The 15,682-nt window shown below is 61.9% G+C and carries 14 protein-coding genes; 7 read left to right on the forward strand and 7 right to left on the reverse strand.

Features of this window, described 5'->3' with window-relative positions:
* Window positions 1-24 precede the first annotated feature (24 nt).
* From AC0L2R_RS08315 to AC0L2R_RS08335, 5 genes are all read right to left on the reverse strand, one after another.
* A complete protein-coding gene (locus AC0L2R_RS08315) occupies window positions 25-2,013 on the reverse strand; it encodes a multicopper oxidase domain-containing protein (protein WP_473508417.1) in 1,989 nt (662 codons plus the stop codon).
* Between the two features lie 66 nt (window positions 2,014-2,079).
* The gene (locus AC0L2R_RS08320; protein WP_473508418.1) at window positions 2,080-2,640 is read right to left on the reverse strand and encodes a cytochrome c; all 561 of its coding nucleotides are present in this window, start codon (window positions 2,638-2,640) and stop codon (window positions 2,080-2,082) included.
* Complete coding sequence (gene cueR / locus AC0L2R_RS08325; protein ID WP_027151849.1) at window positions 2,637-3,035, reverse strand: Cu(I)-responsive transcriptional regulator; 399 nt, start codon at window positions 3,033-3,035, stop codon at window positions 2,637-2,639. Before cueR ends, AC0L2R_RS08320 begins: the two co-directional genes overlap by 4 nt.
* Window positions 3,036-3,044: 9 nt before the next feature.
* Window positions 3,045-5,561 (reverse strand): heavy metal translocating P-type ATPase, encoded by a 2,517-nt coding sequence (locus AC0L2R_RS08330; RefSeq protein ID WP_473508419.1) that lies wholly within the window; start codon window positions 5,559-5,561, stop codon window positions 3,045-3,047.
* A 229-nt stretch (window positions 5,562-5,790) separates the two neighbouring features.
* Entirely contained in the window at window positions 5,791-6,957 is a 1,167-nt protein-coding gene (locus tag AC0L2R_RS08335) for an FAD-dependent monooxygenase (protein ID WP_473508420.1), read from the reverse strand.
* 247 nt (window positions 6,958-7,204) lie between these two features.
* Between AC0L2R_RS08335 and AC0L2R_RS08340 the strand changes: the two genes are divergently transcribed.
* A complete protein-coding gene (locus AC0L2R_RS08340) occupies window positions 7,205-7,828 on the forward strand; it encodes an adenylate/guanylate cyclase domain-containing protein (protein WP_473508421.1) in 624 nt (207 codons plus the stop codon).
* A gap of 29 nt (window positions 7,829-7,857) precedes the next feature.
* On the opposite strand, the gene AC0L2R_RS08345 is transcribed toward AC0L2R_RS08340, so the two are convergent.
* Together AC0L2R_RS08345 and AC0L2R_RS08350 are read right to left on the reverse strand one after the other, a co-directional pair.
* Window positions 7,858-8,049, reverse strand: a complete 192-nt coding sequence (locus AC0L2R_RS08345) for a hypothetical protein (RefSeq protein ID WP_473508422.1) — start codon at window positions 8,047-8,049, stop codon at window positions 7,858-7,860.
* Between the two features lie 312 nt (window positions 8,050-8,361).
* Entirely contained in the window at window positions 8,362-9,096 is a 735-nt protein-coding gene (locus tag AC0L2R_RS08350) for a hypothetical protein (protein ID WP_473508423.1), read from the reverse strand.
* 169 nt (window positions 9,097-9,265) lie between these two features.
* Between AC0L2R_RS08350 and gntF the strand changes: the two genes are divergently transcribed.
* From gntF to AC0L2R_RS08380, 6 genes are all read left to right on the forward strand, one after another.
* Window positions 9,266-10,624, forward strand: coding sequence for a guanitoxin biosynthesis pre-guanitoxin forming N-methyltransferase GntF (gene gntF, locus AC0L2R_RS08355; protein ID WP_473508424.1), 1,359 nt, complete (start codon window positions 9,266-9,268; stop codon window positions 10,622-10,624).
* A gap of 162 nt (window positions 10,625-10,786) precedes the next feature.
* Entirely contained in the window at window positions 10,787-11,506 is a 720-nt protein-coding gene (locus AC0L2R_RS08360; protein WP_473508425.1) for a FadR/GntR family transcriptional regulator, read from the forward strand.
* A gap of 60 nt (window positions 11,507-11,566) precedes the next feature.
* Complete coding sequence (locus AC0L2R_RS08365; RefSeq protein ID WP_027151856.1) at window positions 11,567-12,541, forward strand: sialic acid TRAP transporter substrate-binding protein SiaP; 975 nt, start codon at window positions 11,567-11,569, stop codon at window positions 12,539-12,541.
* Window positions 12,542-12,620: 79 nt separating this feature from the next.
* Window positions 12,621-13,193 carry a TRAP transporter small permease gene (locus AC0L2R_RS08370; protein WP_473508426.1) on the forward strand — a complete coding sequence of 191 codons (573 nt, stop codon included), beginning with the start codon at window positions 12,621-12,623 and terminating at the stop codon, window positions 13,191-13,193.
* A 3-nt stretch (window positions 13,194-13,196) separates the two neighbouring features.
* On the forward strand, window positions 13,197-14,603 hold the full coding sequence (locus tag AC0L2R_RS08375) for a TRAP transporter large permease (RefSeq protein ID WP_473508427.1): 1,407 nt from the start codon (window positions 13,197-13,199) through the stop codon (window positions 14,601-14,603).
* On the forward strand, window positions 14,600-15,649 hold the full coding sequence (locus AC0L2R_RS08380; RefSeq protein WP_473508428.1) for an L-idonate 5-dehydrogenase: 1,050 nt from the start codon (window positions 14,600-14,602) through the stop codon (window positions 15,647-15,649). The genes AC0L2R_RS08375 and AC0L2R_RS08380 overlap by 4 nt, the downstream gene beginning before the upstream one ends.
* Window positions 15,650-15,682 lie beyond the last annotated feature (33 nt).

Raw genomic sequence — 15,682 nt, forward strand, 5'->3', positions numbered from 1 at the left:
ACGTTTCGCCTTGCGGAGCGGGCTTCAGGGTTGCACATCGATTACGACCATCAGTCCGCCACCGCCCTTCTCTTCGACATTGTTGTTGGTCGTATGATGCCCGATATGGCAATGGATCAGCCATTTTCCGGGCCGACGTGCCTGCCAGACGACATCGTAGCGTTGCCCTGGTCCGACGTTGACTGTGTCGGCAAGGAATCGTGCCGACTCCGGGATAGTCTCGCCGTCGCGGGCGACAACTTCGAATGGACCGCCGTGGATGTGCATCGGGTGGATAAACCCATTATTGGTGCCGATGAAGCGCACTTTCAGAGTTTCGCCGACCTTCATCCTGATCGTGTCCGTCGAAGGATAGGAACGGCCGTTGATGGTGAAATAATTCGGCTGCCCGCCGTCCATCGGCATCGACGGAAAAGTCAGGCCCTCCCGCATCAGCCATTCCTGAAGCTGGATAACATAGTCGTGGTCTGCCGCAATCTCGTCCTGGGGATTGGGGGGATCGATGATGAGTGCGCCGTAGAGTCCGAGCGCCTGCTGGCGATCGACATGGTCATGCGAGTGATAGAAGTAGGTTCCCGATTGGCCCGCCGTGAATTCGTATCGGTAGCTGCCGCCGGGCGGGATCGGCTCCTGCGTGAACTCGGCCGGGCCGTCCATTTCGTTCGGCAGGATCAACCCGTGCCAGTGGATGGTCGTACTCTCCGGCAGGCGATTCGTCACATTGATGCGCACCCGGTCGCCTTGCCGGATATGCAGCCGCGGGCCGGGAACCTGCCCGTTGATCGCATAGGCGTCGACTTTCACGTCCGCGAGGATCGCCCAGCGGATGACCGAGGTTTCCAGGTCGAACACCTTTACCCCGTTCTCCATCCTGGCTTCCAGTTCCCGGTCGCCGCGAACTTCCAGGCCATGGCTGGCCGTGATCAGGCGAGGATGCACGGCGGCCATGTCCAGCATCGCTGCAGCCGGCGTGTCGCGGTCCATGATCATGCCGGGCGGCATAATGGCGCCGCCTACGTCTCGCGCGCTGAGGGCGAGGTTCACCCAATTGGCTGGAGCGATCATACCGAGCGCCAGCGCGAGTACGGACACGCCGCCGAAGGCCGCGAGTTGCGGCACAGTTGCATCCGGTTCCATACCGTCGTGACCGCCATGCGAACCACGCGACCCTCCTCCCCCATCGCCGTGGGAGGAGCCATGGCCGGATCCATGATGGCCAGGCCCGGGATTGCCGCCTGGGTTGGCATGTTTATCGAGGCGCGCGTAAGCGTGGTGCCCCACCATCCCGGCTTTCGCGCCGCTATGTGCGTGCTCGCGCCTGCCTTCCCTTGCCTTGTCGAACTCCGGTTCGCGTTCGGTCATCAGCCCGTGCTTCAGTCCACGGGCCACCATCCATACGTTGGCGGGATATGCGGTGACGAATCCAACGATCACGCCGAACGACATCACGCCCCAGAACAGGAGCTCGGTCGGTTCCATGGCCCGCATGTCGCTGCCCATCATCAGGAAGCTCATGATCGGCGCCATGCCCGCCATCATGAAATTCATGCTGATGAATTCCGGCATGAAGCTCTTGCGGACATTGTCCCAGTAGGTGCCGCCCATCATCGATTTCATGAACAACGACTGGAAGATGAACAGGCCGAATGCGAAACCGGCAACGTACTCGACAACAAGATCGATCCACATCGGCAGCCCGAGAGCGGCGGTGATTGCCGCAGCAAGGATGATGCCGGTGGCGTCTCCGGCGACGCAGTGGATCGTCGAGCCGACGCCTTGCTTCCAGAGCGGTTTGGTGAACGCCTCATGTTCGCCTGGCCGAGGCTCCTTGTCGGCCAGCACGTAGATCAGCAGCCCCAGCGGCCCCATATAAAGCGTGACCAGGATGAAACCCCATTTCATCACCACGGGTTCGGGGTTGTTGCGGAACTGGTCCCACGCAACATAGGCCGTGCTCAGGCCCGCCAGAACGAACCATACTGCGAGGAAGTAGTCGACGGGCTGTACGAACATTGCAGGATTCCTGTCGATTGTCGTCAATGTCACCTAGTCCGGCATCGGGTGAAGTCGATGCCTTGCCTACTGCCGTTTCTCCCTGAACTTGGCGTGGCAGTTCGTGCAGTTCTGCAGCATCAGATGGAATACGTGTTCGGCTGGGTTCTTCGAAGGATCGGAATCGCCCGCGCCGCCAGCCCGTTTTCCGAGCAGGCTGCTGCCCATTGCCATTCCGGGTTTCATCCTCATGGCTTCCGTAATGCCTTCGGGCGCATCGTCAGCCGCATCTGACAGCGCCGCAGCCAGGCTTTCGAGATGGCGAGCGAGCGCGGCGAATTCTTCTTGGGACTGACCGATATCCGCCTTAGCGGCTGAGGGTTCACCAAGCGAGTCCGCTGGAAATGCGTCTACCATGGCACTTCCGGACCGGCGGCGAATGGTTTCGGTTGCCGCCTTGAAGGCTGCGGCATCGTAGGCCACCTTGCCGGCAAAAATTTCGGAGATGGTCTTGGCGGCGCTCGCCATCGCCTTCATCGACGCTTGGCGCTCGGCGACGACTGGGGCGACGGCTGTCTTCGGGAGCGCCGTCCCGGCGGCGATCCCGGCGATGACAAGGACTGCTGCAATGATGGGGACGCGCCTCACTGAACCGTGCCGTGTCCAGCCAGCCCGTCGATGATCGGGCAATCAGGTCGGTCATCGCCGTTGCAATGGTCGGCCAGATGCCGAAGCATGTCCCGCAGCCCGGCGAGTTCCGCAAGTTTCCGGTCGATTTCGGCGAGCTTGGCTTCCGCTATGGCCTTCACATCCGCGCTTTCGCGCTCCTTGTCGCCGTAGAGCGAAAGGAGCTGGCGGCATTCCTCGACCGAGAAGCCTAGGCTGCGTGATCGCTGCAGGAAGCGCAGGCGATGCACGTCGGCCATCGAATAGTCCCTGTACCCGTTGTCGGCGCGATCAGGCCTGAGAAGACCGATGTCTTCGTAGTATCGGATGGTCTTTGGCGGCAGGCCGGACTGTTCTGCAGCAGTTCCTATGTTCATGGTCTGACCTCAAAGCTTCAAGGAACGAAGTCGCAGCGCGTTTCCGATCACGGAAACTGACGAAAGGCTCATTGCCGCTGCCGCGATCATCGGTGACAGCAGCGTGCCGAAGATCGGGTAGAGGATGCCCGCCGCTACCGGCACGCCGAGTGCGTTGTAGACGAAGGCGAAGAACAGGTTCTGCTTGATGTTACGGATCGTCGCCTGCGACAGCCGCCGCGCCCGGACGATGCCGTTGAGGTCGCCCTTGACCAGCGTGATGCCGGCGCTCTCGACCGCCACGTCGGCGCCGGTTCCCATGGCGATGCCGACATCGGCCGCCGCCAGCGCCGGTGCGTCGTTGACGCCGTCGCCGGCCATCGCGACGCCCGCGCCCTTCGCATGTAGTTCGTCGATCAGCGCCTTCTTGCTCTCCGGCAGCATGTCGGCGCGCACCTCGTCGATGCCGAGCTTCGCCGCCACCGCTTTCGCTGTGCGCTCGTTGTCGCCCGTCGCCATGATGATCCTGAGTCCGCTGTCATGCAGGGCGCGGATCGCTTCCACCGTCGTCACCTTGATCGGATCGGCCACGGCGACGAAACCGGCAAGCCTGCCGTCGGCCGCGACGAACATCACCGTCTTGCCGTCGGAACGCAGCGCGTCGGCACGCTCCTTCGCCACCTCCAGGCCGATGCCCAGATCGTCGATCAGCGCCTGATTGCCGAGCGAAACGGCGCGGCCCTTGACCGTTCCCGTGACGCCCTTGCCCGTGACGGCCTCGAAATCCGCTGCGTCTTCGACGGTCGCGCCGCGCTCCCGCGCGCCATCGACGATCGCCTCGGCAAGCGGGTGCTCCGAACCCTTCTCGAGGCTGGCGGCGAGGCCGAGAAGTTCGGCCTCGTCAAAGCCATCGAACCCGACGACGTCGGTCAACTTGGGCTTGCCCTCGGTCAGCGTGCCGGTCTTGTCGACGATCAGCGTGTCGACCTTGGAGAAGCGCTCCAGCGCTTCGGCCTCCTTGATCAGCACGCCAGCCTGCGCGCCGCGTCCCGTGGCGGTCATAATCGACATTGGCGTCGCCAACCCAAGCGCGCAGGGACAGGCGATGATCAGCACCGAGACGGCCGAAACGATGGCGAAGACCATGCTCGGCTGAGGCCCATAGATGGCCCAGACGATCAAGGCGACGATGGCGACCAGAACGACAGTAGGCACGAAGTAATAGGAGACGCGGTCGGCAAGTCCCTGGATGGGCGCTCTGCTGCGCTGCGCCTTGGCAACCATTTCGACGATGCGCGACAGCATCGTATCGGCGCCGACCTTTTCGGCGCGCATGACCAGCGTTCCGTTCTTGTTGAGCGTGCCGCCGGTCACAAAGTCGCCTTGCGTCTTCTCGACGGGGACAGGTTCGCCGCTCAGCATCGATTCGTCGACCGAGGAGCGGCCTTCGAGCACGGTGCCGTCGACCGGCACACTGTCGCCGGGCCGCACACGCAGCCTCTCACCAGCCTTGACTTCATCGAGCGGCACGTCTGCCTCCGAACCGTCCGCCCCGATCCGCCGTGCCGTCTTCGGCGCCAGGTCGAGCAGCGCGCGGATGGCGGAGCCAGTGCGCTCCCTTGCCTTCAGTTCCAGCACCTGGCCGAGAAAGACCAGCGCGACGATTACTGCGGCTGCCTCGAAATAGACCGGAACCGTGCCACCGTGGCCGCGAAACTGGTGCGGGAAGACATCCGGGAACAACGTCGCCACGACGCTGTAGACATAGGCGGTGCCGACGCCGATCGAGATCAGCGTCCACATGTTCGGACTGCGGTTGACGATCGACTCCCAGCCGCGATGGAAGAAGGGGATCGCCGCCCAGAGCACCACCGGGGTCACCAGCGCCAACTCAATCCAGGCTGCCGGATGTTCGCCGAGCCAGTCGCGGAACGGCAGGCCCAGCATCGGTCCCATGGTGATCAGAAGCAGCGGGATCGACAGGACGGCACTTACCCAAAAGCGGCGGGTGAAGTCGACGAGTTCCGGATTGGGACCTTCGTCGCCGGTCGGCACGCCCATCGGCTCCAGCGCCATGCCGCAGATCGGGCAGGAGCCGGGCTTGTCGCGGACAATCTCGGGATGCATCGGACAAGTATATTGCGTGCCCTTCGGCATCGGCTCCGGCGCTGGCTGGCCGCTCAGATATTTCTGAGGATCGGCCTCGAACTTGGCTTTGCACCCGGCGGAGCAGAAGTAAAAACCGTTGCCCTCATGCCGCACGAAATGCTTCGCCGTGGCGCGCTCGACTTTCATCCCGCAAACCGGATCGGTCGCATTCAGAAAGGCTTCTGGCTCCTTCTGGAACTTGGTCCGGCAGCCTTCCGAACAGAAATGATAGCTGTGGCCGCCCAAGGTCGCTGACGGCTTTCCCGCCGCTGGATCGACTGTCATGCCGCACACTGGATCGCGAGTGACGACGATTGAGGCAGCGGCCGGCGCGTGCGAGGAACAGCACGAGCCATGCGATGCGTCGGTGTGGGTGGCATCATCGTGACGGTCGATCATGGGGCACTCCTAAATGGGCAACTCCCCTTCCACCTACGGTTTCCAGTTACTGGAAGGTCAAGTGGCTTTCTGCAAAATGATCGCTTACTTCCGCCGCGAGATGGCCAGCGTGTCCCCCTGTGGGCTGCCGCAGGATGAGATGGGCGCCCCTTCACCTGCCGCCAGGGCCTTGGCCACTATGCCGCCGACAAGAAAAATTGGACGATTGGTGTGCGTTTAATCGCCGGCGCTAGGCGGCGTTCCTGACAGGCTCGAAATCTATATCGAGAACCGCCTCGAGCTGCCGGTCCATCAAACGCTCCGGTATGCTCTTTACCAGCAAGTTGCGTAGCGGGACGACAAGAGGGTTCTGCCACTGCGCCACTTTCGCATAGAGGCGCGATTCAGCCGCGACCCTATGTGCCCTGTCGAGACGGCGCTTGTCATACTCGCGGATGGCCCGGTCGGCCGGAAGTCGCCCGAACAACGCAGCAAGAACGGCCGCGTCTTCCATGGCAAGTCCGGCGCCTTGTCCCAGATCGGGCGTCACCGCATGCGCGGCGTCGCCAAGCAAAACCGCTCTTCCGCGCGTGAACGAGGGCATTGGATCGAGATCAAGAATGTCCGTCCAGATCAGCGAGTCCTCCGCGGTCCGATCGAGGACCTCCGGGACTGGCTCGTGAAATCCGGAAAACATCGCCTGCACTTCTGCAAGATCGGCCCGAGCCAGCCTGGGGTCGTCCCGTTGGTCTGCGCCACAGCAGGCAAACCAGTAGACCCTTTCGCCGGGGATCGCGGCCAGACCGATGCGTTTTCCGGCCCCCCAGCTTTCGGTAAGACGCGCCGGGTCCATTCCTTGCAGGAAACCGGGCGCGATCGCGCGCCAGCAAGCGTAGCGAGCGAAATGCTCGCGCGATTGGGGAAACAACGCTCTACGAACCGCGGAGTGAATGCCATCGCAAGCGAGCACCAGCTCGCTTTCCACGATCTCCCCATTCGCAAAGCGCAGGGCGATGTTGTCGCCAACCTGCCGAGCATCCACGCATTCCATTTCGGTGCGGATGATAGAACGTGGTAGTTCCGAAAGAAGGGCCTTGTGGAGATCGCCACGATGCAGCACGGCCATGCTGAGGTGACCATATTTCTGACTGAAGCGCTGAAAATCCGTGGATTGGAGAACTTGTCCCTTGTCGTCGAGAAGATCGAGCCTGTGTATTGGCTGCGCCTCGGCAACAACCGCTTCGTAGAGCCCGAGCGTACGAAGGGCACGAAGCGCATTGGCGCTGAGACTGAGACCCGCACCCAGAGGTTTCAGTTCGCTCGCCTGCTCGTAAATCTCGGTCTCCCATCCGAGGAGTCGCAGGCCCTTGGCAACTGCAAGTCCGGCGATGCCTGCACCAATGATGACTGCGCGCATGTTCACGCTCCCTTTCGCCTTTGCCACGCGGCAAAACACTTTGCGAGACCAAAGTGTTCCCGAGGAAACAGGCGGCTAACGCCTTCTCCAATTTCACTCGAAGGGAGGTCTGCGGTGTGGCGTACCGACGCCCTGGAGCTCTGACGATCGCGTCCGAGATTCGCGAAACCGTGTGACAGGCATTAAATAACTTCGCATGGACAGGGATATGAGCCAGACGCAGAGTTCCGTCGGCGCTTCGGCTACGGTGGCATTCATCGATCTTGCGGGCTTTAGCGCCATCGCGGACGTTTATGGAGATGCAGCGGCAATCGATGTGCTCGAGATCTTCGAGAGCATGGTCCGCGAGGCGCTTAGTGGTTATGGACCTCCGATTAAATGGATCGGTGACGAGGCAATGCTGTCGTTTCCCGAGCCGGAAGTCGCCATCCAGGGACTTGGAGCGTTGTTGCAGGCGTGCAGAAAAGAACCGCGCCTGCCGCTCACTCGGGCAGCGCTGAACCATGGGCCGGTCGTCCGCAGGGCAAATGACATCTTTGGATCGACCGTCAATATAGCAGCACGCATTGCTGCGCTTGCGTCCCCCGGCCAATTGCTGGCAACTCAACCCATTGCCGACGCCGCTGCCGCCAAAGGCATCCTGGTGAAGGATCTCGGAAAGGTGGCGCTGCGGTCGGTCGCTGACGAAATCCCTCTTTACGAGATCGAGCTTGCCCCGTCGCCTGACCCGGCCTGGATCGATCCCGTGTGCAAGATGCATGCTCCTTATGCGTCCTATCAACGGGCTGCCCCGGAAGGACCGTGGTTTTGTTCGCCGCGCTGCGAAGTGGCATATCGGAAGTCGCCGCAGACCTATCCACTGGCTCGGTGACGCGGCTGCCCTGGCGGCCCCTTCTCAGTCTATGACATATGCCACGGTGCCGAAATCGCCGCAGCATGATCGGCCGCCACGAGTGGCACATTACGACAGCCGCTCCGATCGCGCTTTCCATCATTGCTCAGCTGCCGCACGATGTTGGCGGTCTCGCGGATATCGGCTTCGCTGAGAGCGACGCCCATGGTCGAGGCGATCGCCAGGAGCCGGGTATTCATCTCGCGGTAGCCCGCGTCGCCTTTGCGCGTCAGCCGGACGAGCTTGGAGCGCCGGTGCCTCGGATTCTCGATGAATTCACGAGTCCCTCGGCCGCAAGCTCATCCGCCAGCCGCTGCATGCGCTGACGGCCGGTGGGCCGCATCTGTGCGATCTGCGGTACGGTAAGCGGACCAAGCAGCGCGAGGCTTCGCATGAAGCCGAGCACCGCCGCACCAACTGGTGATGAGCCCTGTCTTCTGGCCGAGAGCTCGTATTCTGAAGAAGCACTGGTCGGCTGCGGCAGGGATAGGCTCATTTGAGCGGCTCGATTTTCAATCGGCGCGTGGCCTGGTCGCGCCGCGCCACAGCATCCGCCCAGCGCGCCGCAGCGCCGCAGAGACAGGTTCCGACGGGTCGCTCGGGTGGTTCAGGGTCAAACACTGGTTGAGCCATATACCCTCGATCAGACTTGCGGTCGCGCTCGCCAGGTCCAGAACCGTCATCCCCTCCCCCATCGCCAAGTCAAAATGATCGAGGGCGTCAGCGAAGACGTCCTTGAGTTGAGCTACCCATTGGCGGTATTCTGCAAGACCCGTTCGGGATATGTCCTCGCTCCATAGCCCATATGGTACGGTGCTCAGCCATAGCGCCCACAAGAAAGCATAGTTTACGGTTGGCTCCGCGCCGTGCTGCGGACCGCGGTCCGACTGGCCGGAAAAGAACGCGTCAACCCATTCGTCAGCAGTGTCGAAGTCATCCGGCGATGGATACTCGATCTGCTCAATCCAGGCGATCGCACTGAGCGCCAACGCCATCGTCTCCGTCTGATAGGCGGCCTGACTGCCAAACAGATTGGTAACAGCGCCGCGCGTCTTGCCATCGTGCGCGGCGGCCGCACTGGCATCAAGTCGCGCAAATGGTCCGATCGCGATCGCGCGATCGTCCAGCTTTGCGGAATCGTCCTGGATTTGCTTCAGAACGACGAGTTCACCGATTTCGACGTATCGTTTGCGCGCATCTGCCTTTGACAGCGGCGAGCGTCCGTTGATCACTTCCACCATATCCATTCTTGCCTCTTCGATACGTGCGTACGGTACGTACTCTTAGCTTGACAGGCGGAACGTTGGCAAGCATAGTGTAGATACATACCGTACGTATTAGCAAAGAATGCGATAGCTATGGCCGAGGACGGCAGCAAGCAATGGAAGACGGCGCGCAATCGCGTCGTCGGCGCCGGTGGCTGATCTCGCCGAGACGTTCCGCTCGGCCACGCGGATCAAGAAGTGGTCGGCGACGATCGTCGCGAATGCGGTTTCGACCTACGCGCTCGACACGGTTGCCACTGCTGCGGGGGTGTTGCTCGTAGCGTCCGGCCAGCTTTCTGGCATAGGCATCCACGCCGCCGCCATCGTGCTGGGCGCCTCATACGTACTTTGGGCGTGCGGCCTTTCGTCCAGCCTGGCTGCGAACTGGCGGCTGCTGGAAATGACAGGAACCAGCAGCAGTATTCTATCCAAGTTGGCCTATGATCTCACAGGACGCAGAACCATGCGCGTCCGAATTCGCCGGTTTCTGAGCGCAGCAGGATACGTCGTCTTCGAACTTGCCAAGGAAACGCCCTACTACATCGGCGCTTTCGGTCTCGCCCTCGCCAGCGACGCTGTTTCCGGAGAAGAGGCACTGGTTTTCCTGGCCGGCGCCAATGCCGGTGCGGCGGCTTATGAATACGGGCTCGGCTGGTCGACCCGCGTGCTTCTTCAAAAGGCAGTACCCTACACGTCGTTCGAAAATGCATGGTCCCCAGCGGAATACCTCGCCGACTATTACAGTGCTGTCGAAGTCGACGAGCAACATACGATCGCCTTTTTTGCTGAGGCCGCGCAACGGATACCAGTCGGTGAATCGGTGCTCGTTTTCGGTGTCGGTCCGACGCTTCACCACGTCTTCCCGATTACGACGCAGGTCTCCGAAATTCATCTCGGAGACTATCTTCGATGCAATCTCGACGAAATCTCCCGCTGGGTCGAACAAGACGAAGGTGCGCACGACTGGAAGCCTTTCGTCAGCTACACTCTTCAATGCGAGGGCATGGCGGATCCCACCTGGGAAGATATTCTTGATCGTGAACGCCTTACGCGCAACAGGATCACAACCCTGCTGGAGGTCGACATTCGTAACAATAGGCCGCTGGCGGATGCGCAACGGCTCTATACCACCGTTCTGAGCGCCTACTGCGCAGATTCGGCCACGGCCGATCTCGAAGAGTGGCAACTATACATGAGGCGGATCATTGAATTGGTGCGGCCTGGCGGCACGCTTCTTGTTGCCGCTCTCGGCAAGACGCACAGCTATCTCGTGGGCGGCAGGGCGTTCCCAAGCCCCATGCTCGATGCGGTCGACATGGAAAGTATGCTACGGGACTGTTTTCCGAAAGGGGCATTGACGATCAGAACTGTGCATGTGCCGGAATGCGCTCAACACGGCTATTCAAGCATCATTCTCGTGGCCGGCCATCGTCGAAAACCGACGGCGACCAATGATGCTGCTTGCTCATCGACCGGCGGGCAGGTCCGCTCTGGACGGAAGTCTCCGTAATTGCCGGACAGGGCGGCGGGTGGAGACCGAGAATGGGTTCCATCGGCGTTCTCTGCTGCTTGACTCTCAGCCTTTTTCGCGGCAGGTTTCGATCAATAGGTCAGACCAATTTACCGATCCGGGATCAGCCAGATGATTCCGTTGAAGTAGAACTGGGTAACAATGCCGATCCAGGCCGTCGAACCGCGTCGACTTTACCGACAGATCGCCGATCAGCTCAGGCAGTTGATCGACGCGGGCGAGTTCGCAGTCGGCGATCGGCTGCCGACCGAGCGCGAGCTGGCCGATCAGCTTGGCATCTCCCGCCCGACCGTCCGTGAAGCGCTGATCGCGCTCGAGGTCGAGGGGCGCATACGCATTCGCGTCGGCTCGGGCATCTACGTCACCGAACCGCCGCGTGCCGAAATTTTGACGGCAGAAATGGATGAAGGCCCGTTCGAGCTGTTGCGGGCACGCGAGTTCATCGAAGGGGCGATCGCCGCCGAAGCTGCCCTCCATGCTCGGCCTATCGACATCGAACATATGGACGACGTGCTGCGCCGCATGGAGGACATACCTCGCCCGACCAAAATGACGATCGCGCTCGACCGCGAGTTCCATACGATGGTGGCGGGCATTCTCGGAAACGCCGTTCTGGTGCGCTGCATCGGCGAGCTCTTCGATCAGCGCATGAACCCATATTTCGAACGCCTGTCGAGCTATTTCGAGAACAGGGAGTCCTGGCGGGCCGCCGCGGAGGAGCATCGCGCGGTGCGCGACGCGATCGCGGCGCGCGAGCCTGAACGGGCCAAAGCCGCGATGCAGGAACATCTGCGTCAGTCGCAACTGAGATTCTCACGCAATTTCGGTGAGAAATCCGCGGCCAAGGAGGCCGCGGGATAGGAGTCAGCCGACCGGGAGGATCCTGTCGGCACCGTCAATCCATTCACAGGGAGGAATATGATGTTGAGGAAATACGCCGTTCTGCTCGGCACGATCGCCGCAATCGCTCTGCCCATGGCTTCGGCCTCTGCACAAACCGCGCTGAAATGGGCCCACGTCTACGAAACGTCCGAACCCTTCCACACCGAGTCGGTGTGGGCGGCAGAAGAGATCAAGAAGCGCACCGACGGCCGCTATACGATCGATGTCTTCCCAGCTTCGCAACTCGGCAAGGAAGCCGACATCAACCAGGGGCTGACGCTCGGCACGGTCGACATCATCATCTCCGGATCGAGCTTCGCCGCCCGCGAATACCCGCCGATCGGCGTGACCTACTTCCCGTTCACTTTCCGCGACGCGGATCACCTGCTCGCTTACACCAAGAGCGACAAATACAAGGAGTTGACCGCCGGCTTCGAAGAGGCCTCCGGCCATCACATCACGGCGACCACCTACTACGGCACGCGTCACACGACCTCCAACCGGCCCATCGAGAAATGCGCCGACATGCAGGGCCTGAAGATCCGCGTGCCTGATGTGCCGGCCTATCTCGCCATGCCGCGCGCCTGCGGCGCCAACACCGCGCCGATCGCCTTCGCCGAGGTCTATCTCGCCTTGCAGCAGGGCACGGTGGAAGCGCAGGAAAACCCGCTGACGACGATCGACGCCAAGAAGTTCTACGAAGTGCAAAAGCACATTATCCTGACCGGGCACATCGTCGATCATCTCAACACGATCGTGTCGCAATCGCGCTGGTCGCAATTGTCGGACGAGGACAAGGCGATCTTCACCGAGGTGATGCAGGAAGCCGCCGCGCGAGCGACAAAGATCATCGTCGATCGCGAGAAGGCCCTGGTTGAAACCTTCAAGGAGCGCGGTCTCACCGTCACCGAAGTCGATCGCGCCGATTTCGAAAAGAACGTGATGGAGAAGGTGACGTTCGACGAGTTCGGCTACCGCAAGGAGGATTGGGAGGCGATCCGCGCCGTCAAGTAACCCGCATCGATCCGGGCCCGGCGCGACAAGCGCGTCGGGTCTGTCGAGCCCGCTGTCCAACAGTGCCCGGAGCTTGCCGATGACCCAAGAGGTCCACACCCAGGTTACAGCAGAAGAACTGGCGCATGCCTTCGAGGAAGAAGTGCCGCCCATCGATCTGTCGCGATACGCGGTAGAGGACTGGGTCACGCTCGCCGTGTTCTGGGGCATGTCGTTCTGCGTGTTCCTGCAGTTCTTCACGCGCTACGTCATGAACAACAGTTTTGCCTGGACCGAGGAGATCGCCATCAACTGCCTCGTCGTAGTGGTCTTCCTGGGCTCGGTGATGTGCACGCGCACCACGCGCCACATCCACGTCGACGTGCTCTATCACTATCTGCCCGCTGGGGCGGGGCGCTACCTGGCGCTCGCGGTCAATGTGATTACCATTTGCTTCTTCGCCTACATGTCCTGGCTCCTCTGGCGCTATGTCGGGATCGTCCACCGCGAGCGGATGGTCACCATCAACCTGCCGCGCAACGTCGTCTTCTACGCCGTCTTCGCCGGTTTCGTGCTGATGATGCTGCGCGCCATCCAGGTCTTCATCGGCAACATTCGCCGTGGCTACTCGGCGCTGGAGCGCCCCGCCGCGTTCGACGGATTGGGGGAATAGGCCATGCTGCTTCTGATCGGAGCCTTTCTCGTCCTGATGCTGGTCGGCGTGCCTGTCGCTGTGTCGATGGCGGTGTCGTCGCTGCTCTATCTCGTCTTCTATGGCGTGGCGCCCGACATCATCGCCGCGCAGCGCATGATCGCCGGTGTCGAGAGCTTTCCGCTGCTTGCCGTGCCGTTCTTCATATTCGCCGGCAATCTCATGAACATCGCCGGTGTCACCGGGCGGATCTATTCCTTCGCGCTGGCGCTTGTCGGCTGGATGAAGGGCGGCCTCGCGCAGGTGAACATCATCGGATCGGTGGTCTTCGCCGGCATGTCGGGCGCAGCCCTTGCCGATGCCGCCGGCATCGGCACCATCGAGATCAAGGCGATGAAGGACCACGGCTATCCCGTGGAGGCGGCGGTCGGCGTCACCGCCGCCTCCTCGACGCTCGGCCCGATCTTCCCGCCGTCGCTGCCCTTCGTCATCTACGGCATGATGGCCAACGTCTCGATCGGCGCGCTGTTCATGGCCGGCATCCTGCCCGGCGTCGTCATGACGGCGCTGATGATGGTGACGGTCGCGATCTTCGCCCACCGCCGGGGCTGGGGTTCGGACACGCCGTTCAAACTGAACCGGCTCGCCGCCGCCTCGATCGAGGTTGCCGTCGTGTGCTGCTTTCCGCTGGCGGTTTATGTCCTTGTCCAGATGGGACTGTCGCTCAACATTGCCGTTGGCCTCGTGCTCGTCATCCTGATCGCCTGCGACTGGTATTTCGACTTTTCCGCCGTCATGGCGTTGATGACGCCGATCATCCTGATCGGCGGCATGACCATGGGCTGGTTCACCCCGACCGAAGCGGCCATGGCCGCCGTCATCTGGTCGTTGTTTCTCGGACTCGTGCGCTATCGGACGATGACACTCGCAGCCCTCGCCAAGGCCAGTTTCGACACGATCGAGACGACCGCGTCGGTCCTCTTCATCGTCACCGCGGCATCGATCTTCGCCTGGTTGCTCACGGTCAGCCAGGCGGCGCAGCTGTTCTCGGTCTTCATCACATCGCTGACCGAAAACAAATGGGTGTTCCTGATCCTGGTCAACATCCTGATGCTGGTCGTCGGCTGTTTTCTCGACACGATCGCCGCCATCACGATCCTTGTGCCGATCCTCCTGCCGATCGTGGTTCTCTACGGCATCGATCCGGTGCATTTCGGTCTGATCATGACGCTCAACCTGATGATCGGTCTGCTCCATCCACCGCTCGGCATGGTGCTGTTCGTCCTCTCGCGGGTCGCAAAACTGTCGGTTGAGCGTACGACCATGGCAATTCTGCCCTGGCTCGTGCCGCTGATCGTCGCGCTGATCCTGATCACCTTCGTCCCCGCCATCACGCTGTGGCTGCCGACGCAAATGGGGCTGATCCGTTGATCGACAGTCCAATCGCCGCAACGCTTTTTGGCCCTGAGGATCTGCGCGTCGTCGAGCATCCGCTCGGCCCGCTCGCGCCCGGAATGGTGCGCGTGCGCTTTGGCGCCGGCGGCATCTGCGGTTCCGACCTGCACTATTTTCGCCACGCGCGGACCGGCGATTTTGTCGTCACATCGCCGCTCGTGCTCGGCCACGAGGTCGCCGGCGAGATCGTCGAAATCAACGCGGACGCGCCAGGACTTGCCGTCGGTGATCGCGTGGCGGTCAACCCGTCGCGCTGGTGCGGACAATGCCCCCGATGCGCGGAGGGCCGCGCCAATCTCTGTGAAAACATCTATTTCATGGGCTCGGCGTCGAAAACGCCGCACATGCAAGGCGGTTTTGCCAGCCTGTTCGACGCCACGCCGGCGCAATGCATCAAAGTCCGGCCTGATGTCGCCTACCAGGCGGCGGCGCTCGCCGAGCCGCTCGCCGTCAGCCTGCATGCCGTGGCGCGGGCCGGCGACATTGCCGGCCGCAACGTCATCCTGATCGGCGCCGGCCCCATTGGGCTCCTGACCATGCTCGCCGCCAGGCTCAAGGGTTGTGGCGAGCTCACCGTCGCCGACATAGCCGAGGCGCCGCTCGCCTTCGCCAGCAAACTTGGAGCAAACAGGACGATCAACCTGTTCGGCGGCGACGACGAACTCAAGGCGCTCGCGGCCGACAAGATGATCGATGTCGCGTTTGAGATTTCAGGCACCGCCGCCGGTCTCGCAGCTGCGATCGCCAGCGTCCGGCGTGGCGGCACGGTCGTTCAGGTCGGCAATCTGCCGGGTGGTCAGATCCCGGTGGCCGCCAATGCTGTGATGGCCAAGGAAATCAATCTAAACGGCACGTTTCGTTTCGGCGCAGAATTCAACGAGGCGGTCGACCTCATCGTCAGCGGGGATATCGATGTCCTGAATCTGGTGACCGCCGAACGCCCCCTCGCCTCGGCCCGCGATGCGTTTGCCTTGGCCTCCGACCGCTCGCGGAGCGTCAAGGTCGTGCTGACCGCCGACTGAGGCGTTTTCCCGGCGCCTCCCAACTGTATCAAC

The organism is Mesorhizobium sp. WSM4820, from assembly GCF_055811075.1.

Coding starts and splice junctions, on each gene's coding strand:
- AC0L2R_RS08315 (WP_473508417.1), bottom strand. CDS start 2,013: ATGTTCGTACAGCCCGTCGACTACTTCCTCGCAGTATGGTTCGTTCTG.
- cueR (WP_027151849.1), bottom strand. CDS start 3,035: ATGAACATAGGAACTGCTGCAGAACAGTCCGGCCTGCCGCCAAAGACC.
- AC0L2R_RS08330 (WP_473508419.1), bottom strand. CDS start 5,561: ATGATCGACCGTCACGATGATGCCACCCACACCGACGCATCGCATGGC.
- AC0L2R_RS08335 (WP_473508420.1), bottom strand. CDS start 6,957: ATGCGCGCAGTCATCATTGGTGCAGGCATCGCCGGACTTGCAGTTGCC.
- AC0L2R_RS08345 (WP_473508422.1), bottom strand. CDS start 8,049: ATGAATACCCGGCTCCTGGCGATCGCCTCGACCATGGGCGTCGCTCTC.
- AC0L2R_RS08350 (WP_473508423.1), bottom strand. CDS start 9,096: ATGGATATGGTGGAAGTGATCAACGGACGCTCGCCGCTGTCAAAGGCA.
- AC0L2R_RS08360 (WP_473508425.1), top strand. CDS start 10,787: ATGCCGATCCAGGCCGTCGAACCGCGTCGACTTTACCGACAGATCGCC.
- AC0L2R_RS08365 (WP_027151856.1), top strand. CDS start 11,567: ATGTTGAGGAAATACGCCGTTCTGCTCGGCACGATCGCCGCAATCGCT.
- AC0L2R_RS08370 (WP_473508426.1), top strand. CDS start 12,621: ATGACCCAAGAGGTCCACACCCAGGTTACAGCAGAAGAACTGGCGCAT.
- AC0L2R_RS08375 (WP_473508427.1), top strand. CDS start 13,197: ATGCTGCTTCTGATCGGAGCCTTTCTCGTCCTGATGCTGGTCGGCGTG.